The sequence below is a fragment of the Paenibacillus sp. FSL P4-0184 genome (assembly GCF_038004625.1).
In the GTDB taxonomy this organism is placed as follows: Bacteria; Bacillota; Bacilli; order Paenibacillales; family Paenibacillaceae; genus Paenibacillus_AQ.
Map to the genome: position 1 here is coordinate 1,334,793 of NZ_JBBORN010000001.1, position 22,100 is coordinate 1,356,892.

Below are 22,100 nucleotides of genomic sequence, written 5' to 3' on the forward strand. Positions count from 1 at the left end.
ATGGAAGTGCTTACGCATCAATTAAAATGGTATTGTCCGTAAATTGTGTTAGCTCTCCCACTACCACCTACATTCGAGCGTTCAAAAGGCATAATAATAAAAGAATGATTTTATCCCATAATCAGAAATCCCAGAAGTCTCTATAAAGGCAATAGGACATCCTCCAAGCCCCGAGTTACGATGCCCCTTCACCCCCCTTATCGGTGCTTGTTGGACACCTACTGTTTCAATACTCAGTTTTCATTGGTAATCAAACCAAAACTCCATTCAAAAATGCGCTCTCCTCTAGAAATGAAAGATCTACAATAAATCCCTTGATAGATCAAGCTCTATAAACTCTAATGTATTATCGTATTGGAAAAATTAACAGGACTCTGTCTTTAGGTTACTACTGTAACCTAAATGACATTTTATGAAAGCGATCGCAGTTACAGTAAAAATAAAAAGCACTCCTTAGAAGAGCTCAATACCGTTACTTCTCCTTTAATTTTTCATCCAAAACTAACAGTGAGCAGTATTCCACATGTGTCGAGTAGACAATGGGAACAAACTTTATACGATGTGTCCACTTCAAATGATGTGAAATTTAACTCTACCCGATAACCCTAACCGCATTCTCTTTAATCTGCGTAACCATCTCTACAAGTCTTCGTTGCTTCATCCCGTCAAATAGCTTGATGAAACTCTGCGGCTTGTCAAAGGGCGGCTTAATCAGTTCAGACACATTGTCGATATAACCGTTCTGAACTATATAATCAATTACCTTTTTAACAAAGACAATCTGCCCCTGACTCAGCGACTGATCATTGATAAATTCCGAAAAAGCAGCCGTTGCCGCCTCATATTCCAGCTTGGCAATTTTGCGCACCAGCAAGCCAAACGGAGTGTCCTTAAATTCTCGCTGATAATCCTCTGCCGTGCCAAGTTCGCCTGTAAAGATTTTCTCCAAGGCTTCATAGTCCAGCGCCGTTAACGGAATATTATTTCGGAGCTTGTGAATCACAAGATTGTCCCGGTTCTTCTCAATATAGCGGTTGACCTTGAGCTTATAATCCTCAAAGGTATAGGCCTCATACATTGCTTTCCCCTCGTGGACTTCAAGAACCTCATCGGCGAGGTTGGTATAAATCGGATTCCTGCCGCCTTCATCCACGATAAATTTAATGAGACTACGTAGCTCTGTACGTACTTTTTCAAAATTCAGTATATTAGCGCTTTCCCAGAACTCGTCCGTACCTATGGTTTGGATAATCGTCAATTTTTGTCTAACCTGCGGTATAGTTGCACGCTGCAATAGGGTGGTAGCTACCTCTATCAGTTGCTTCTTTCCCTTCTTGTATTGAGGCGATTCCTCAACCTGTGCAAGCATTAGACCATATATCAAATTATCAAAACGTTTGGCATGCTCATCTACATCATCCATGTAAACAATAGGCGAGAGATACTTAATCAGATTGGATTGATCCTGCTCCAGTAGGCAGACAAAAGCCGCATTATGTTTATACTTCTCTATATATTGCAGCTGCATTTTTACAGATATTAATTCCGTATTAAGGGCTTGAATTTGTCCTATTACTATTTCTATCAAATCAGCACGAATCAATTGATAGGGTTCATCTATAAAGATAGACTGCTGCATATGATGAATTAACCGGACCCGCTTTGCATAAATAGCTTCAGACAAGCTGTGCGCTTCATTCCCCTGCAATCCCTCCTTATGTTGACGGAAGAACTCAAAGTTACCTAAATAATCAAAAATAACAAAAAGTGTCTTGTCCTCTCCCTCTCCAAATAGATCTTTACGAAGCCTTGTCCCACGGCCTATCATCTGCCAGAACTTGGTTTTGGAACGAATCCGCTTGAAGAACACCAGATTGACGATTTCCGGCACATCTATACCTGTATCCAGCATATCTACCGTTACGGCGATATAAGGACTTTTGTCGGGTATTTTGAAATCTTCAATCAAGCTTTGCGTGTAATTATCCCCCGATACAATGCGCTGGGAAAAATCGCCTTTATATTGAGGATACAGTTTATTAAATCGATCTACGATGTACTGTGCATGTTTTTTGGTTTGCGCAAAAATAATCGTTTTTCCCAGTCGGTCTCCTCCTGACACTTTAATACCCTGAGTCATTAGATCCTCCAGCACTCGATCCACAGTTGCCTGATTAAAAATAAAATCGTTGATTGCTGGAGAGGGGATGAATTCGGGCATCTCGCCATCATCATCTGTAAAATCCTCTTCATATCGCGCCTTATCATCCTCAGAAAGAGTCTCATACGTGATGCCCTGCTCCAGAAACTTCGTCGTAACTTCAATATTATGATAAGGCACCAGAACGCGGTCGATCTCTACAGCTGTCTCGTAAGGATAAGCATAGGTCGGCACACCGCTCTCCATCTCGAAGAAATCATAGGTATTACGATCCACTTCCGTCTTGGGTGTCGCTGTCAGCCCTACAATAATGCCGTCAAAATATTCAAATATGGTACGGAATTTCTTGAATATACTCCGGTGTGCTTCGTCCACGATAATTAAGTCGAAGTGAGCAGGAGTAAATAAACGCTTACCGTCATCGCTTTTAGCGCTATCGATAGCATTCAGCATCGTTGGATAGGTGGAAAAAACAATACGAGCCGTCTTATCATCCTTATTGCTAAGCAGATTACAAAGAGACATATCCGGTAGGTAGTTCTTAAAGTCGTCCTTCGCTTGTTTGACCAAGGCTTTTCTGTCGGCCAAAAATAGGATGTTGGTCACATATCCACCACGAGATAACACATCGGTTAGACTGGAGGCTGTTCTTGTCTTCCCGGTTCCTGTCGCCATAACCAGCAAAGACCGTCTATGACCTGTCCCAATATTCTCGCATACCGCACGAATCGCTTCTTTCTGGTAGTAACGGTCTGTGATGTTATCATCAATAACCATTTCATCCAAAACCTTGCGTTCCTTCCGCCGATTCATCAGCTTCTGCAAATCTGACTTGGAGAACACACCGCTTACCTTACGCTGTGGAGAGGTAATGTCATCCCACAGATTGGTTTCGAATCCGTTGGTAGTGAACATCATGGGTCGTCTGCCGGTCATTTGCTCCAGACAATCTGCATACAGCTTGGCCTGATGGGTTCCGACCTTCGGATCCTTGGATGTACGCTTTGCTTCAATGATCGCCAGAGGCAAGCCATCCTTGCCATAAAGCACATAGTCGGCATATCCTTTTCCCTCATTATTAGGCATCCCGTACAGTTCTACTTCTTCTCTTACATCACCACCGATTGTCCAGCCAAGTAGCTTCAGGTCTACATCTATGTATTTCTTTCGAGTGCGGAACTCCGAGATATCCTCAGGGGTAAAATGACGCTCTTCCTGATGCTGCTCTTTATCTGCGGTAAGCTTGTCACTCATCGCCGCGATCTGGGCACGCAGAGCTTCTATTTCAGATTCCTTTTGCTCGATTAAGCTGTCTTTCTCTTTGATCTTGGCTTCATCCAGAATTACCTTCTCTACAGGAATATTACTCTCTGCGAAATGGCGTTCTTCATAGTTAGCACCATAGCAATAATCAATCCACTGCACGAATTCAAATAAAGCGGCCAGTGACAACACTGCATCACTGCTACTGATCGCCTTATCCGTATGTACCGCAAGGTTCCCCAGCTTGATAATATAAGAAAGCTTGCCCCAAGTCTGGTTGTCCATCGCAAATTTAAAAGTAGGTTCATGAATCAATGCCTGCAAATTGTCCTTATACGGCATGGTAATGGTGTTATCAGCAGCGTAAACCCATTTCACAGCAAGCTCAAAAGCCTTACGACTACCTACCGCCGCCATTGCCGGAGAGGTGGCAAGCACCCTCTCCGCTTCAATGGAAGCTGTAGCAAATAACTTATATTCCGTTTGTCCCTGTAAGAATTCAAAATTAGCAGGCATTGGATTCACCTCACGGGTAGAATGTGGTGGAGATTAATTGAATAATGAAAAATGATTAGGATAAGCTATAGCTCGTTATTCGAAGTACTCGCTCATTAGGCTGTCGAAGAGGTGCTGTGTCTCTTCAATGGCCTTTTTCACGAGGGATTTTTGTTTTTCTATTTTATTTACTATAGTCGCGAATTGACTTTGGAGTTCTAGTGGTGGAATTGGAATAGCAAGTTTTCTAACAATCCCCACATTCAGAATATCCATAGTTCCACCTCTTGACACCTCAGACAATCTATTTTTAAGGCTATCGGAAACAAAATAATATTTAAAATAAGTTGTGTTCACAATTTCTTTATCGAACGTTATTTTCATCAACCGTGGATTAATTATTCCCTTCTCGAATTCTTTCGGAATAATAATCAATTTACCATAAGTTCCAACTAGGCTGATTAATACATCGTTTTCTTGTATAGCACAGTTCTCTAGTTCCTTATACTTACTCTCAGAAATATAATAGTCTCCAAAGTTTGGGTCATCTTTTATTACCTGTTCTTGTCCATAAATTTTGTAACCTTGTTCAACATAAAATTCTTTCTTTAATGCAGATCCAAACGGCCCTGCTTTTATAGCATTTTTCTCTTTAGAAACAGTATCCTCGACAAGAGGCATACTCCAACCTTTATCATTAGCAACGGGATCACCAAACATTTCATAAAAGGTAGCTTTGATCAGATTGTCCAGCTCTGAAAGCTGATGTTTACGCATGGCAAGCAGTTCTGCGGCGGTGTCTAATGTTTTGGCAATTTGCTTTTGAGTTCCGAGCGGCGGTTTGGGAATATCAATTGATTTTAGTACACCGCTATTAATCCCTTGGATTGTTGCCCCCCGCTTTTGAGTATCAAAATATCGATTGTAGCTATTTATGCTATGGAGAATATAAGGCTTGTAAAAATGTTCCTCATTAATATTCTCAATTGAGATAATATCTTGGCTGGTGCACATAGGCACTGTATTGATTGAGACTTTCCCTACTCCGACCCTAGTCCCTATCATAATTGAATTTTTCGAGATTAACTTTGTTGCACTATTAAATACAGCTTCCTGTGAAATATATGTGGTTGCATCATCTTCATCAATAAATGTTTTGCCAAGAGAAGTGGTTGTAATCCAAGGGATCTCCCCTTCAAAATATTCCGGTTTACTTCTTGTAGGGGTCCCACCACTCTTAAAATCACCTATATCACCCAACTTAACCTTTTCCCACTTACTCACCCAGCAGCCCCCTCAATTCCTCCATCTTGGAGACAATATTAAGGTTCAACTCATCTAATCGAGTCATGATTACTTCCGGCTTGTCGTACTCTACCTTTTCATATACAACTTCTTTATATCTATTAATAGATAGATCATAGTCATTCGCTTCAATTGCAGACTTATCCACTAGGAAGCTTGGCTCTTTCGGCTGGCGGTCTGCTTCGCCTTCAAGATTATGATAACGGGCAATGATATCCGGAATATCGTTAGCCGCAATAGGGGAACGTTTGTCATCCAGTGAGTACCCGTCTGCCTTCATATCGTAAAACCATACTTTATCCGTGCCGCCTGCACCTGTTTTGGTAAACAAGAGAATTGCGGTGCTAACGCCTGCATAGGGTTTGAACACACCGCTTGGCATGGAGATCACCCCCTGAAGCTGATGATTCTCTACCAGCTCTTTGCGAAGTGATTTATGCGCCTTGGTCGAACCAAACAGAACGCCGTCCGGCACGATACAAGCGCAGCGTCCGCCTTTACGAAGAATGCGCAAGAAGAGAGCTACGAATAAAAGCTCCGTTTTTTTGGTATCTGTAACTGTTCTTAAGTTATCATTGATACTCTCAATGTCTACGGTTCCAGTAAACGGAGGATTAGCAAGTACAATATCATAAGCAGATGCAGTATTATTCTGTCTGGAGACACTATCCACATAATCTATATTCGGCTGGCTAATCGAATGGAGCATCAGGTTCATGGCAGACAGGCGAAGCATCGTTCTGTCGGTGTCAAACCCAGAGAACATCTCACCTGCGAAATGCTCCCACTGCTCACTGGTCATTTCCGCTTCATATTTTTCACGAATATATTCGGCAGAAGAGACAAGAAAGCCGGCTGTACCGCAAGCCGGGTCAACGATCTTATCATTAGGGGTGGGCGCAAGCAAATGGACCATCAAGTCGCGAATATGCTTGGGTGTTCTGAACTGACCGTTTTGTCCAGCCGAAGCCAGCTTGCCTAGCATGTACTCGTAAAGATCACCTTGCATATCCAAGTTTTTAATATCATGTTCATACAGTTCATCAAGACCTGTAATCATCTTTTGCAATACCTGAGGTGTTGGAACCAGAAACATGGCATCCTGCATATAACGCGAAAATGCTGTCATGTTCGTTCCATTCATTGCTTTGATAAAAGGGAATACCTTTGTGCCGACAATATCATAAATGATCCGGGCATCTTTGGTTTTGAATTTACTCCAACGCAGTTCTTGTCCCTCTTCGTCCTGTGGGAAAATCTTCGGCATGGCTTCACCGCTTAAAGCTTCAAAACTCTCATTCTCCAATTCCTTCTCATCGAGAGAACGGATAAACATTAAGTAGGTAAGCTGTTCAATAACCGTTAAAGGATTACTGATCCCACCCGCCCATATATCAGACCATATTTTATCAACCTTATTGCGAACTTCTCCTGTTAGCATCCATATTGCTCCATTCTATTCCATAATCACTCTTTATTCGATAATACTCCCTATATTATACACCTATATTCTCAATCAAAGTATCTAGGTTCCCTATACTACGGTTGCCCTCAGTCAGATCTATAAAAAGATGAACCTTGAAAATCAAAGTTATCATTATTACAAACCTCTCTACTTATAATCATTATAGATTTATGATGAACGACTACATGTAGAACTTTCGCTGTAACTCCCCAAATTTAGTTTTTATAATATCCCAAATGGAAAAATTATGATATTGTAAATCGATATTACTTTTTTGTTAAGTTCCATACTTCTAGTAAACAAATTGAGGTGATGATATTGTTAAGGTTATTTCTGGGGTTATCTTTATTAGCAGCTGCGATATTAAAAATCTTAGGAATAGCAAAAATTACAGAACCCTATGTCTTTGGCTTTTCATTAAGTGTATTTTTTATGTCTTTGGTAGGATATATTGATGATCCCTTAAAAGAAATACAAAACAAAAAAAGTTTTAGTCTTTTGCTTAAAAACATACTTTTACTTCTAAGTATACTTTCTTTTACCCTAGTCCCTTTAATTTACAATATAGGAGCTATACAAGACTTAGTTAAAATAATTGACAATGATACATTCTTATTATTTGGTATTGCATTTAGCTTTCTGACTTTATTTTCTGGAGATAGAAACCTAAAACAGTTAAAGAAACTACTAGAGTCGGAAAAACAAAGTGCAGTAAACGTGAAAGTTAAAGAAATTCTAGAGAAAGTAGACTCTATTAGAGAGCATAAGAAGAGTTGAAGGAGGGGTTTAAGTGTTCCAAGAAACAATTAATGCAAATTTAGAGAAGAGATTGGATATCACCTTTACCCGGCAAAACGATGAATTACTGAGCCCGTGGGAGATTTCTCATTTCATTAATCAATTTTCTAGCAATTACTATAAAAATGAACTATTAATTTCTATATCTAAAGCACTAAACTCTGGTATCCAAGCAGAAAACATTTTTGTACTTGATGATTCTTTTAATATTAACATTACATATTCTAAGTTAGATATCATTGATTTAAATACAACAAGAGGAATTAAACAACTTTATCATCTTGGAAAACCAGTTAGTTTATTTCCAAATGGACATATCCATGCTGTTAATATTATATTTCATTTCTTTAGAACTTTAAATGAAATCATATATAAATTAACTCATAAAAGAATTACTAAAAAAAGTCTGAAGTCCTATGTAAATCAACAAAGTGACGTTGGAACATTAGAGAAACTAATTCAAATGAAAGAGTTAGCATATTCCATTCTAAGTCAGTTAAACATTAAAGATAAAATAGTTGAAATTGAAAAAGCTTACGATATAGTCGTCTCAAAAGTAAAAAATTATCAAAATGACCAATTTGAAATAGCATTATTACAGCACAGTTTTTCTGAAAAAGATTACTCCCTTTTGAAGAAAGAGAACTACAGCAAATTAGAGTCTAAGTATTTCAATTCATTTTTCCAAGAATTTAAGAGTAATTCTCGACCTGTTGTTGGTATCTACTTCCCTGATTCAAACAAAATACAAATACTTTGTGTTAATCACATTAATAAAACAAAGAGGGATAGTAGATTTTTAGATTTAAAGCAGTTTTCACATAATAGTCCCTATGTTGTTGAGATTTTGGTTGGCATTAGTGTTGCATTACCATTAATGAAGGAAATAAAATTCCATTTAGACGAATATAAGTTAAAACAACGCCAAGAAAAAACATTCAAAGAAGAAACCGAGTTAAATAGTCGACTAGAGGAAATGTACGAAATTCTAGCGGACATCTCCAACGATGATGGATTAAAGGCAATTGATAATGTTCAAAACGAGTACTTAAAAAATAAATTAAACGATACAAAGAATAAAAACGATGAAAAACTAAATGAACCGATAAAGAAATACAATTTCTTTCTATCAAAGATTTTGTATAAAGAATAACAGTTTACCCTCTCTTTCAGAGAGGGTTTTAATCTTTTTATTTCTATTTCCAACTAAAAACGATGGCACTACCTGATGTAGCTGTATTAACAACTGTTCTAAACTTGAATCGAGATCACTTTAATAACAACAAAGCATAAGTGTTTAAACTAATTCCCTGATTAATCCAAAATTTTAATATTACAAGTTGAGTGTCCGAATCAACATGCTACATGACAAAACCGCTCAAAGCTATAGCGCGGCAGAAAATATACAATACATAAGGATTTAGATAACTGCTTGATTTCTTTATCTGCGAATATTTTCTTGCTCATACCATTCCTCTTCCCTATCTTCTTTGTTATAAGCAAAAATACCCTACCGAGAGACTTTTTAAAAATGTCACTCGATAGGATACAGTTTAAATTGCAGTCTGGCTCTTTTTTCCTATCCTTAGTTTCGAAGTAATATGTAATTTAAACTCTAGCCGATAATCTTAAAGTAACTATATTCCCTATACTTCCACTTCCCTCAGTCAGATCTATAAAAAAAATCCGAACCGTAACTCCGTCATTACTTCTATACATAATAGTTACTCCAATTCCAAACATAGCAATTCTCCAATGATAGACCAGAAAATGTCCCATCCCAACCACAAAAAAGAGCGGATTCAGCTCTATCTCTGAATCGCCGCTCTTCCATTACTCATTTCGATCTAATCAATAAGCCCCGACTTCTGCAACAACCGCTGAATCAGTACTGCCACTTCCGCACGGGTAACATTAGCCTTTGCCTCCAGCTTATTATCGCCACGGCCGCTAATCAAGCCAGCTTTGGCTGCAAGCGCCAAACTATCCTTAGCCCAGACACCTATGTTGCCTGCATCTGTAAAGGCAGCAAGTATGCTTGTCGCATCCACTGTGCCAGTCTGGTCCGCAAGGCCGGTTAACTTCATCGCCTTAGCGATAATGTTCATGGCTTGCTCGCGAGTGATTGGAGCATTCGGCTGGAATGTCCCATTCTCAAAACCGGTGATCAGACCGTACTCGGATGCCGTTTCAACAGCACCTGCATACCAGCTATTCGCTGGTACATCCGCAAATGCTGTCTTCCCTTCCCCAAGCTTCAGTCCCAGACCGCGTACGATGATCGCCGCGAACTCCGCTCGGGTGATATCAGCATTCGGGTTAAACGTCGTTTGGTTCAATCCATTAATCACCAGACGAGATCCCATATCGTTCACTGCGTCCTTCGCCCAATGATTGTCCACATCCGCAAAAGTCAGCGGATGCCAGACCACCGAATACGAACTGTTCGTCACACTCTTAATAACTGCGTAGTATTTGCCGTCCTTCAGTACGAACTTGGTCGGTACATGGCGCACTGTGCCATCTGGCTCCACAACGACTCCAGTCGTAATCCGATTCGGAGCAATACCACCTGGAAGTGCAACTATCCGCTCCACGTATGCATTGAACTGACTCACTTCCACTGTCGATGTACCGTAAGTAGCGGTAACAGTGAAATCTAGTGACGGTGCAACGAGTGTGAAGCCACCTCTACTTGCCGCACCCGCCACTACCTGGTTCATGGATGCTGAGGTCTCACTGATTGTAATCTTTAGTTTGATATCTTCCAGCTTCAAGCCATTTCCAAGTTTCTCAGCTAACGCATCGATGTAGATTTCGTCGGCTGGCAAAGTATAAGTACCTTTGCTTGTCTGAAACACTAGGGTAGCCGATGCGTTCTCCATGTTCTTAATTATTTGACCATTTAACTCAGCGACGATGATGTTGGAATCCAGCGTCACAGGAACGGTCACCACCGCCCCTTTACCTTCCGCATCCAGCTTCGCTTGGAGTTTAGCTGGGTCGACGACGATAATAGTTGTTGCCACGTTCCCTAAGGCCGTTGTTGTTGCTTTACCCGCATTCTCTTCCTTACCGTTAACAAGAACGATCACATCGGTTACGACTGTGTTCGCATTACCGGGGGTTGTTCCGCTATTCGAGTTGCTTCCGGTTCCTGGGCTGACCGGATCAGTACCAGGTATTACGGTATCAGCCACCACAGCTGCTGTTGCACTACCGTATTTCACCACTTTACCGTCAGCATCTACCTCTGCAATCCCAATCGTATCCCCATTGGCCGCAGGAACCAATCCTTCAATGCCTACAAGCGTGTATCCAATCAGGACATCTCCCACATTTGGTACGACGATGCTACCAGCGCTAAAGTTCTTATAAAAGAGCTTATGTCCTTCAGCCAGTGCAGGCGTAACGGTGATTTGCGTATAGCCGTTATTTGCCGAGCCACTTGGATCGATGGCAATCACGTTCAAGCCACCCGCAGGGTTAAGCATATTAATTGTAAAGGTCAGCGTAGTTGCCGGTCCCGCTGGAACGGACCCGCTAGCTACCACCCGTACCTTAACGATGTGCTCACCACTCAAGTCTGGAAAGTTAGTTCCGTCGTACCGTACGTAAGGTCCGTCGTCCACTGAAAATTCCATACTTGTGTCCAGACCAACAATCGTATTGTTCAGATCATCAGCCGTGACTTCAGGCGCGGACGGGATGACCGCATTCGAGTCATGAACAGTAATCTGAGCAGCAATAGAAGCGAATGCTGTTGCCGTTGCCTTTTCCCGAACATAATACGTGTTCGGCGCAAGGTCAGTAATCATTGTGTCTGTAACTTCTGTCCAAAGACCCGTGCTGCCTATTTTGTATTCCATTTGGACTGTCAGATTCTGAATGGTGCCGTTATTAGCTCCATTGTACGTTACATCCGTAACAGTCACTCCTACCGGAGCCGCTGCACGAGATGGAATGCTTAACGTCTGTACCGCACTGTCCGTAGTTGTTGAACCGTCACCTTTCTTAAGGATGCTCAGTGACGTTCCCAACCAGCTGCTATCAATTTCCAGCTTGCCATCTACTGGCACCGTAATCGCTGTATCGTTTACCATGTATGAGCCACTTGGCGTCAGGCCTGCCAACTGTTCAGTAGCATAGTCGATGACGGCCGCTGGCGTCGCTTCTGGCATTTTCGTGAATGCCGATACCGTCACTTGCACCGAAGCTGAGGTAAATGCCGTCGCTGTTGCTTTCGTCCGCACATAATACGTGTCTGGAGTAAGCCCCGTCACGCTTGTACCAGGTACATCTGTCCATGCACCTGCTGTACCTTTCTTGTATTCCATTGCAGTAGTAACATTGATGAGCGTACCATCGTTTGTGTTCAATCCCGTTTCACCCGTTGCTGTCACACCAATCGGCGCCACTGAACGGGACGGAATGCTTAGCGTCTGCACCGCGCTATCCGTTGTCGTCGAGCTGTTGCCCTTCTTCACGATGCTTAGCGATGTTCCTATCCAACTACTATTAATGGCCAGCTTACCATCTGCTGTCGCTGTAACCGCTGAACCATTTACCGTGTACAAGCCACTTGGCGTCAAGCCTGTCAACTGCTCTGCCGCATAGTCAATGATGGCTGTCGGTGTTGCTTCCGGCGTTGGCACGAACGTAGCTACCGTCACGCTCTTCGCTTCTGAAGCAAATGCTGTCACAGTCGCTTTCGTCCGGACATAATACGTGTCCGGAGTAAGTTCTGTCACGGTTGTGCCTGACACATCCGTCCATGCCCCTGCTGTGCCCTTCTTATATTCCATCGCAGTTGTTACGTTCTTCAATTTGCCATCGTTGGCATTTATAGCCGTTTCATCCGTCGCCGTTACACCAGTCGGCACCCCTGAACGGGACGGAATGCTTAACGTCTGCGCCGCACTATCCGTTGTCGTCGAGCCATTGCCTTTCTGCACAATACTCAGCGACGTTCCCAACCAACTGCCACCAATTGCTAATTTTCCATCAGTTGTTGCTGTTACCAAATCCCCGTTTACTGTGTACGAGCCATTCGGCGTGAGGCCTGTCAGTTGTTCAGTCGAATAATCAATAACGGCTGAGGGCACCACTTCCGGTGTTGCTACAAAAGCAACCACCGCCACTTGCACTGAAGCTGACGCAAATGCCGTTGCCGTCGCTTTTGTCCGCACATGGTACGTGTCTGGAGTTAGTTCCGTTACGGTTACACCCGTCACATCCTTCCAAGCACCTGCCATACCCTTCTTGTATTCCATCTCCGTTGTCACGTTCGTCAATGTACCATTGTTAGCATTTATCGCCGTTTCGTCTGTCGCCGTTACACCTATCGGCGCCCCTGGACGGATCGGAATGCTTAGCGTCTGCGCTGTGCTATCCGTTGTCGTAGAACTATTGCCCTTCTTCACGATGCTCAATGACGTCCCCAACCAAATGCTATCAATAGCTAGCTTGCCATCAGCTGTCGCTGTTAGCGAAGCCCCGTTTACCGTGTACGAGCCGCTTGCCGTTAAACCTGTTAACTGCTCAGCCGCATAATCAATGGTGGCTACCGGTGCCGCTTCCGGCGTTGGCACAAACGTAGCCACCGTCACGATCTTCGCTTCTGAAGCAAATGCCGTAGTCGTCGCTTTCGTCCGCACATAATACGTGTCCGGATCAAGTCCCGTTACGGTTACACCTGCTACACTCGTCCATACACCTGCTGTACCTTTCTTGAATTCCATCTCGGTTGTCACGTTCGTCAATGTACCATTGTTAGCACTAATCTCCGTTTCATCCGTCGCTATCACACCAGTCGGCGCCTCTGCACGTGGCGGAATGCTTAGCGTCTGCGCCGCGCTATCCAATGTCGTCGAGGCATTGCCTTTTTTCACGATGCTCAGCGACGTATCCAACCAACCACTGTTAATGGCCAGCTTACCATCTGTTGTCGCTGTTACTGCCGTACCGTTCACCGTATACGAGCCGTTTGGCACCAGACCGGTTAACTGCTCTGCCGTATAATCAATGATGGCTGCCGGTGTCACTTCCGGTGTTGCCACAAACGTAGCCACCGTCACGCTCTTCGCTTCTGACGCAAACGCCGTCACCGTCGCTTTTGTCCGGACATAGTACATGTCCGGATCAAGTCTCGTTACGGTTGCACCTGAAATATTCGTCCAAGTACCCGCCACACCCTTCTTGTACTCCATCGCAGTTGTTACGTTAGTCAATGTACCATCGTTAGCACTTATCGCCGTTTCATTCGTCGCCGTTACACCAGTCGGTGCCCCTGGACGGAATGGAATAGTCAGCGTTTGTGCCGGGCTATCCGTTGTCGACGAGCCATCGCCTTTCTTCACGATGCTCACTGACGTTCCCAACCAGCTGCTGTCTATAGCCAGCTTACCATCCGCTGTCACCGTTACCGCTGTACCGTTGTTAACCGAGTAGGCGCTGTTTGGCGTCAGTCCGGTCAGTTGCTCAGCCGCATAGTCAATGATAGCCGCTGGTGCCGGAGCTCCCGTCTCAAATATTTTAGCGGTTATTCTATAATGATCAGCATCCGTATTATCGGTTGTCACCAAGACAAGCTTGTCACCAAAGGTGGGATACAATTTGAAGCTTGGATAATATTCCACAGCGTACATCCAAGTGGCTTCATTGAAACCCTGCATAGCCACCGGAGCGGAATCCACCGGCTGATCCGATGTAAAGACTAAGTTACCGTCATTGTCATAATAATTCAGGTAAGCATACTGCGTTCCCGACCATTCTTTAAAGTTGTTGTACGCATCATTGATGGCATTGGTAGAAGTGGGATCCATACTTACGGTTACAAAGCCCGGATTTGCACCATCCCTATAAATAGCAGCCGAAGATTCGCCTAGAGAGCCACTTACTGTAAAATCACCCTTACTCGTACCGTTCTTATCATATAAAGAAACCGTTGATGAGTCGTTTCTATAGTTATATTGGCTGAACATGAAATTCCCGTTGTTCAACGTGGATAGAAACAGCTGTTTTTCATCCGTTCTTATTCCTTTATTAATCGTATTTAACAGAGTCCCACTATTACTGAATATTTTCAGATAAACAGTATCCGTCTGGGGTCCTACTCCTGAATTGTAAGCAACCATATATACACCGTCTCCAGCGGATACATTAGACATGCTCGCATTATGGGAAACCAGAAGTGTTTCTCCCGAAACTGGGTTACCCTCAACAGTGAACACACGCGTAGCCGTGCTAATATTGTCGTTCCGTTGCCAGGAAAAAGCTATATTGCCGTCAGACAATTCCGTTATAGAGACAAAGCGCGTGAGTGCCGGGGTACTGGCGGCAGAGTATGTATTAATCTGTGTCTGACCGACCACCTTTTGTCCTGACTGGTTTAGCACCATGAAATAGGCATTGGGAGTACTCTCCCTAACGGTTCCCAATTGCAAATTGTTATCGCCGCTGTCGCTTTTATGGTAAGTAATCAGAATCCTTCCATCACTTAGCGCAAGCATATTCACATCAATCATTTTGTAATAGGTATCCATTAGACTACTCAGATCAACATCTGATCTAAGTGCTCCCGTGCGGTCAAAAATCTTTAAAAAATAAGAATAAACATAGGAATTGCCTTGATAAGCGAATGTGTTCAACACTACTGCGGTACTTCCGTCAGGAAGAACATCAACATCAGAAACATTCTTACCCGAGGCGTTTGTAACTGGAGTCTGAATGGGAAAGTCCACCGTTTTGGTGAATGAGGGGATGGCAGCGTATGCCCGGAGTGAAATCATCGGTAGCAGTCCAATGACTAATATAAAAGCCAATCCAATCTTGCCTAACTTTTTTAACATTGCTTTCCTCCTTGTCGAATGACTATTCATATAATTGTTAACGCTTCCGTAATTGCAGTTACTACAGAAAAGAAGATTTCTATCCTATTATATCGACATTTCTTAGAAAATAGTTTATTTTTCGACAAAAAAATACGTTAAATCACGAAATTAATATGACTTTAGTCATATATATTTGTGATCAAAGAAAAATCATAGATTTGCATATTAAAAAAGCCCTCTCTGTCTATTAAACAGATTAGGCCGTTATGTTTTGAATTCCTCATCCTGATTGCCGATGGAAAAGACGATCTATGATCATAGTTCTAGTTAATACAAAAAAAACCGAGAAAGGCACTTTATTTAAAAGTGTCTATTTCTCGGTTATAGTTTATTCGTCCGTTACGTTAACTAGCTAGATTGCCCTTCCATCGCTCTAATAGATTCATCAACCTTCACCATCATGGAACATTCGACCCTCTTGCGGAAGACGTCACAGCTGAAGTCATAGGTTCCGACGAGGGAACCCGTCGCGTGCAGTGCATTGGCAGGACAACCACCGCTGCAGTAGAGTTTAGCCCAGCAGTCCTTGCATTCCGGCTTCGAGTAGCAGTTGCTCTCTTTAAATTGACATTGCAGCTCTGGTTGTGTGATGCCATCCCAGAGGTTTCCCATGCTGTACTCTTCATCCCCTACGAACTGGTGGCAAGGAAAAAGTTCTCCCCAGGGGGTGACAGCAAGATATTCCGTCCCTGAACCACAGCCAGTAATTCTCTTCTGGATACAAGGTCCTTCGGAGAGGTCAAGCATGTAATGATAAAAGATAAACCCCTTGCCTTGTTCACCACGCCCGATCATTTCCTTGGCGAGAATTTCGTACTGGTTGTATATCTCCGGCAGGTCCTCCTCGGTAAGTGCATAGGGTTCCTTTGGATCACAGATGACTGGTTCCATAGAGATTTTGTCAAAACCAAGATCTGCGATATGAAATATATCGTTGGTGAAATCGACATTGTTACGAGTGTAAGTTCCTCGAACATAGTACTCTTGGTCCCCGCGCTTACGAACGAATTCCTTGAACTTCGGAACAATATGATCATAGCTGCCTTTTCCGTTAACCGTTTGGCGAAGTCGGTCATGAACCTCTTTTCTTCCATCCAGGCTTAATACGACATTGTACATTTCCTGATTTAAAAACTCGGTGACCTCATCGTTCAGTAACATCCCGTTCGTCGTGAAGGTGAAGCGGAACTTCTTTTTGTATTCTTGTTCTTTGCTTCTTGCATAAGCTACGATCTGTTTAACCACTTTCCAAGCCAAGAGCGGTTCCCCGCCGAAAAAGTCGATGTCCAGGTTTCGATGATGACCCGAATTTTCAAGCAGGTAATCGATAGCTTTTTGTCCAACCTCATAGCTCATGATTGCCCTATCTCCGTTGTATTTCCCCTGGCTAGCGAAGCAATAGTCGCATGACAAATTACAGGTATGCGCAACATTGAGGCAGAGTGCCTTAACATAAGTTTTCCGTTTTTTTAAATCGAGCGAGAGGTTCTCATACTCATCTTTTGTAAAGAGCTGTCCATCATTTTTAAGTTCCTCGATATCCGCGATGGTTTCTCGAATGTCGCTCTCGGAAATGCTGGAATCATCTTTATATTTATCCAACAGCGTTGTCACGATTTTTTCGGCAGAAGTTTTCTCATAATCCGCTATAATTTCATATGCTAGGTCATCAACAACATGCACCGAGCCACTGTAGGTATCGAGCACGATATTGTATCCGTTTAGTTTATATTGATGAATCATACTTACTAATCAAGCTCCTTTTGCACACAAGTAGAAACGGCTTTGCCATCCTTTAGAGGAAGCGTCCATTTCTTAAAAATAGCCGCCCATCAGCAGAGCAATGGGCGGTAAAATTCCGAATCCTATCTGTTCATTGCATTTTCACACTTCTGGTTTGCAACGCCGCAGGAAGTTTTACAAGCGGATTGGCAAGAGGTCTGGCATGCGCCGCATCCGCCGTGTTTTGCGGTATCCATCAGTTTGCGGGTGCTCAGTGTTACGATTCTTTTCACGATAAATAACTCCTTCTGTAATTTCTTGTGATCACTTTCACTTAATTTCCATGGAACATCGTAGCAACATCACGCAAGTACGTCTATGATTCCCGTCACCTAGCAGAGCAGAGAGAGCTTGAACATAAGCATCAACGCTAATTACGCTGCAGTCTTCGTACTTGTGATCGTAAGATGCGGTAGCGGGAACCAGAGTCAGCGCAATACTAAAAAAGTGAAACAAAAAAGAGACGGCAATGATGCCATCTCTTTAACAACGATTTTTCCTCATACTTGTCCGTAAAGTCCAATAAATATAAAGATCTCATAACACTGTATCCTTCCTTACCAGTAGAGCGACACTCTCCGATTCCATATGCACCATATGCGAACATCCCTCTCATTATCATGGCTATTGTTATGGTGGGAAGAAGTCGCGTAGAATTAGGGATTTTTGTAGGGAGTGTTTCTTGAATATTCAATGAAGTTATTTATTTTTATAATGTACTACGCCTTAGTTCATAAAAATATTGCACACTTGGATGCTTTAACTTCATCTTCTCGCTCATGTTTAAAATTCGCTTTTTTCCAACTCGTCTGTCCACTAAAGCTAGAATATTCAATAAGATATCGTCGCTTTCTAAGCTCTCCTCTATGGAAATAGATAAATACTTAGTAGCTATAACAATAAAGTTCGATTTACTTAATGATGTCTGTGCTGACAAAAGCACCTTTGCAACTTCTGATATTTTTCTACTTCTTGCAATGACTATTAGACGATCCTCCGGGATGATCCCCTTACTATCTTTTCTAACCGCTTCAATGTCTTCATGGTTGATAGGAATTAGAAGATCTGAATCATTCTTAATCTCCTGCTCCGTCTGATACCATCTAATTGAGCTAGTTCTATCATTCATATTAAGTACGTTCTTTTTATCTACCGAAATATAACAATCCCCTGATTTATCAGGTAAATAACGGTAACTGCTCGCGCGATATTCAACCCTGCCGTATAACGCAGGACAGAGAAAACTCTCCAGTTGTTGCTTCAATTTGCTCCAGGACATGTATCCTCCTATGTTTTATGTTATAAATACCTGCTCAGGCAGTCGTTCTATTATACAATACATAATACAATCCCACTAAAACCTGAATAATATCTTGATATTCCGTCTTATCATCACCTCTGTACATAGAAACAAACCGATTAGGTATAGACCCCGTGGTCTGGTACCTAATCGGCTTGTTATGTTACGCCTCAAACGTTTTTACTTCGGTTATAAGTCTTACTCGGACAGATAATTCGATAACCAGTACAGGAAGTTTCAGAGCGGGTCGTATTGCTGCTTGGATGAATTATTTCTCCATTACTTATCGTGACCTTTACCCGGGTTTTCTTTTGAGTATTCAAAGGTCACTTTTACAGGCTCGCTCATATAGCCAGTCGATAGATACGCCTCATTGGTTCCCTTTAAATTACCCGTAAGTTTGAATGTGAATTGGAAGCTTCCCGCGACTGTACTCTTCGTCTCATCTTCAAGATGAACCTTGCCTTTTGGATCAAGCACCTTCAACTTCACATTTGTAAGGACGCCATTCATCAGCAATCCATCAATCGTTACTTTTTTCGCTTCCTCGTCAACCTTTACTTGTATGCCCTCAATGCCCTTCACGTCTACAGCGCCCGAGAGGTTATAGACACCAAACTCGTAGATGGAATATCCGTAATCGGTTGCTCTTTTTATGCCTTGTAACTTCATGTATCTTGCCTTGACCGGGTTGAACTGAATCGTTTCTTTGCCATCATGCGCGGTAATAATTCCGTCATTTGGCATGACATTGATCCAGTTCTGCTTATCGTTCGACACAAGAAGTTTGTATTTATCGGCGCGAGCATATTCCCAATCGATTCGAACCGTATCCATTTCCTTCACTTCATCGAGATCGACCAGGAACCAAGTATTGTCCACGTATTCGCTCGCCCATCTTGAAGCAGGGAATCCATCGACGGCTTTAGCCGGTGCATAATTCGCATTATTGCCTTCGGTCGATGAAGCTTCTACCGTTTTATTCTGCGCCAAATTGCCTATCAGGTAATAGACGCTTTCCTTCAGCGTATTGTACGCCTCATCTTTTATCGTACCTGCCTTCTTGAATTCATCCAGCTTTGCGTTAAAGCCTTGGAGATACTTGGTGACTTGCGCTGCATCTTTCCCTTCATAGCGCTTCATCATTTCCAAATAGTTGTTCAAAGAACGCACCGTTGCAGAATTGGTAAATTGCTTCGCTTTTTCGAAGCTGTCGACTAACGCTTTCATACCAGATGCATTTGTCGTTGCTTCGATAACATATGACTTTGTCACCATATGCCCCGCCGTAACGGTAATATTAAGCTCATGCTTGCCAAGCTTGCCTGCAAGCGGAATAACGGTACCCGCTGTATAAGGCTTGCCGTCATACGTCGCCGTCACTTTCGTCAGACCATCATCCGTTCTAAGCTTCCATGTAAAGGATACGGATTCTGAATCGGGCAGCTTCATCCCGCTCTGGAACGGCTTGCCGTTCATCTGCACGTCTACCTCGGAAGGCGGAGCCTCGTTGACCTGATACGTTCCTTTAACAAATTGATACAGCCAGTCGTAAAGAACGCGTGTCGCTGGATCTTTACTTACCGCGGTGTTATAGACTGCATTGTTGCCTTGGTAATACGATTTAAAGCCATCCTTCATGAGCCCTGTCTTCGCGCCGCTGTTCAAGTAATCGATATATCGCTCGCGGAACACGCCGTCCGTCAGCATCCGATCATCGAACTCGAGTTCATTGGACATGCCATACTGCTTCGCCAGATTCGCAGAATCCTCCAAGCGCTCGATATCCGTCGGCTCGAAGAAGTAGTTCGGTTGGATCGTCACCGCATCGAAGCCGACATCCTTCCACATGAACGCTTTATAAGCGAAGAAGTGCGGAATCCAGAAGAACTTCAGGTCCTTGCCGCTAATTTGCATGTCATGCAGGGTGCTGCTCACCGAACGGATCAGATCCGGTCCGGATTGGCTTGTGCTGATTTGCTCTTCGAACCAGTACATACCTACAAGCTCGAGGTTAGCGTAACCTTTTGCTTCCCATCTCGATTTGACTTGCTGCAGCCACCATTGAACTGCTTTTTCACGGTTCGCAAGGGCTTTCTCTTTGCCAACGGAATCATTGAAGTTCAGCGATTCTCCACCTTGTTCAACAGCTCCGAAATTAGTGATCGATTCACCTGGATCCGGAATCATGAGGACAACCTTTTCCTTCACGCCAGACTCGTTCAGCGCATCGGATACTTCCTTAGCCGCTGCGTTTAACGCATCCATATCGCCGCCTGCCGCAAAGGTTTTATCCAGATACCATTTCCAATCTTCCAGATAAGCCCGCCCGCCGAAATCACGACCTGGATTTGGAGAGTTTATGCCAAGATACAGGACGCCGTCGAAGAGTCGATCCTTAATCTTGCCGTCCTTATCGACATAACTAATGTTCGGAATGATCCGTTCTTTCGTCCAGATGCCTAAGTCATTCGCATATTGCCCGTTATACAAAAGTCCAAGATGCTCGATACCCGCTGTCGCTTCGCCTGCCGCCAAGAATTTCGGCGTATACGTTGGAACAGTTACGGCTCCGGCAACTTCGCCGTCTTCACCGAGGATTTCAATCTCATCCACGAAGGTCATTGCACGCGTATGCATTGTGAATGTTACTTTCACGTAGCGAGCATGGGCGATCTTCGCATCTGGGCCGATCGCTTTAATGCCGTCCTTGCTGCCGTCCCACACATAGGTCTCCGTGTATTTGCCGTCATTCCACAGCTTCTGCGTGGCATTGTCTTTGAGCAGTCCCCAGTTCACTTTGTCATCGGAGACGTACATCGATACCGTGAGTGGCACGAGTACATTGTTCGTTGGCCAATCTTCGAGGAAATTGGCTTTAATACCCGTGAGTGATTTCTTCGCCCCCAAATCAAACACAACTTCGCGTGTCTTACCCAAATGATGTCCAACCCATGCTACGTCGGATCTATTGCTTGCCCCATATATACCATCCGTAAGTGTGTTGCCTTCATCCGGATAGGAAGCTTCCGGCTCTTGCGACCACTCATAAGATAAGCCCGCTGCAAGATTGTGATATACCGCCCCATACACTGACGCAATAACACCCTCCGTACCCGCTCCCGGTAGGTCTGATGGATTCGTCACCTCGACCGGATCGGCTTCGCCCGGCGGGTTCGCTGGTGTCTGTTCCTCTGTCTGTGTAGGCGACAGCGCCTCTTCCGCTTGCGCGATCGGCATCATGGTTACGATCATGATCGCAACCATGACGAGAGCTACCCATTGTCTACTCCTCTTCATATCGTACGAACTCCCTTCTGATTCTTGAGTCAAGAAACATCAATCTCCTAAATGGTATGCGCTTCCATTTCAGCTTACCTCGATGCTCTTTCCTCCCTTCCGAGATTCCGACACGTCATAGAAGCTTATAACATATGTCAATGTCCTTATAGTAACATTATGAAAAGTGGCCTTTCTTTCAAATAGATAATTAATGACATTGGGTATACACTTGTTGACATGAAGGCCTTCACGTCGCGTTTTTATAGGTATAAAGATAGCGCTTACCTCCTTAGGTCCTACCTATTTTCTATCAATGCCCTCTAAGCAATCCGCCAAATAAAAAACGCAACCCCTCGA

10 protein-coding genes are annotated in these 22,100 nt (G+C 43.4%); 2 read left to right on the forward strand and 8 right to left on the reverse strand.

What is annotated here, in order from left to right:
- Positions 1–592: 592 nt before the first annotated feature.
- The 3 genes from MKY52_RS05700 to MKY52_RS05710 all read right to left on the reverse strand — a co-directional run bounded on the left by MKY52_RS05700 (position 593) and on the right by MKY52_RS05710 (position 6,665).
- Positions 593–3,940: a DEAD/DEAH box helicase family protein gene (locus MKY52_RS05700; RefSeq protein ID WP_341050354.1), complete on the reverse strand. Its 3,348-nt coding sequence runs from the start codon at positions 3,938–3,940 to the stop codon at positions 593–595.
- 75 nt (positions 3,941–4,015) lie between these two features.
- Entirely contained in the window at positions 4,016–5,203 is a 1,188-nt protein-coding gene (locus MKY52_RS05705; RefSeq protein ID WP_341050355.1) for a restriction endonuclease subunit S, read from the reverse strand.
- A complete protein-coding gene (locus MKY52_RS05710; protein WP_341050358.1) occupies positions 5,196–6,665 on the reverse strand; it encodes a type I restriction-modification system subunit M in 1,470 nt (489 codons plus the stop codon). The genes MKY52_RS05705 and MKY52_RS05710 overlap by 8 nt, the downstream gene beginning before the upstream one ends.
- Before the next feature lie 342 nt (positions 6,666–7,007).
- Between MKY52_RS05710 and MKY52_RS05715 the strand changes: the two genes are divergently transcribed.
- Both MKY52_RS05715 and MKY52_RS05720 read left to right on the forward strand, forming a co-directional pair.
- Positions 7,008–7,466 (forward strand): hypothetical protein, encoded by a 459-nt coding sequence (locus MKY52_RS05715; RefSeq protein ID WP_341050360.1) that lies wholly within the window; start codon positions 7,008–7,010, stop codon positions 7,464–7,466.
- Between the two features lie 13 nt (positions 7,467–7,479).
- Positions 7,480–8,640, forward strand: coding sequence for a hypothetical protein (locus MKY52_RS05720; RefSeq protein ID WP_341050361.1), 1,161 nt, complete (start codon positions 7,480–7,482; stop codon positions 8,638–8,640).
- 694 nt (positions 8,641–9,334) lie between these two features.
- Here MKY52_RS05720 and MKY52_RS05725 read toward each other — a convergent pair.
- The 5 genes from MKY52_RS05725 to MKY52_RS05745 all read right to left on the reverse strand — a co-directional run bounded on the left by MKY52_RS05725 (position 9,335) and on the right by MKY52_RS05745 (position 21,761).
- On the reverse strand, positions 9,335–15,337 hold the full coding sequence (locus tag MKY52_RS05725) for an S-layer homology domain-containing protein (RefSeq protein WP_341050363.1): 6,003 nt from the start codon (positions 15,335–15,337) through the stop codon (positions 9,335–9,337).
- A gap of 390 nt (positions 15,338–15,727) precedes the next feature.
- Positions 15,728–17,122: a thioether cross-link-forming SCIFF peptide maturase gene (gene scfB, locus MKY52_RS05730; protein ID WP_341050365.1), complete on the reverse strand. Its 1,395-nt coding sequence runs from the start codon at positions 17,120–17,122 to the stop codon at positions 15,728–15,730.
- Positions 17,123–17,244: 122 nt separating this feature from the next.
- Positions 17,245–17,394 (reverse strand): six-cysteine ranthipeptide SCIFF, encoded by a 150-nt coding sequence (scfA, locus tag MKY52_RS05735; protein ID WP_076098734.1) that lies wholly within the window; start codon positions 17,392–17,394, stop codon positions 17,245–17,247.
- A gap of 476 nt (positions 17,395–17,870) precedes the next feature.
- Positions 17,871–18,440 (reverse strand): SF0329 family protein, encoded by a 570-nt coding sequence (locus tag MKY52_RS05740; protein WP_341050366.1) that lies wholly within the window; start codon positions 18,438–18,440, stop codon positions 17,871–17,873.
- A 300-nt stretch (positions 18,441–18,740) separates the two neighbouring features.
- Complete coding sequence (locus MKY52_RS05745; protein ID WP_341050367.1) at positions 18,741–21,761, reverse strand: DUF4855 domain-containing protein; 3,021 nt, start codon at positions 21,759–21,761, stop codon at positions 18,741–18,743.
- Between the last annotated feature and the right edge of the window lie 339 nt (positions 21,762–22,100).

Excerpts from the sequence above, each read along its gene's own strand:
- MKY52_RS05700 (WP_341050354.1), bottom strand. The coding sequence starts at position 3,940 with ATGCCTGCTAATTTTGAATTCTTACAGGGACAAACGGAATATAAGTTA.
- MKY52_RS05710 (WP_341050358.1), bottom strand. The coding sequence starts at position 6,665 with ATGCTAACAGGAGAAGTTCGCAATAAGGTTGATAAAATATGGTCTGAT.
- MKY52_RS05725 (WP_341050363.1), bottom strand. The coding sequence starts at position 15,337 with ATGTTAAAAAAGTTAGGCAAGATTGGATTGGCTTTTATATTAGTCATT.
- scfB (WP_341050365.1), bottom strand. The coding sequence starts at position 17,122 with ATGATTCATCAATATAAACTAAACGGATACAATATCGTGCTCGATACC.
- MKY52_RS05740 (WP_341050366.1), bottom strand. The coding sequence starts at position 18,440 with ATGTCCTGGAGCAAATTGAAGCAACAACTGGAGAGTTTTCTCTGTCCT.
- MKY52_RS05745 (WP_341050367.1), bottom strand. The coding sequence starts at position 21,761 with ATGAAGAGGAGTAGACAATGGGTAGCTCTCGTCATGGTTGCGATCATG.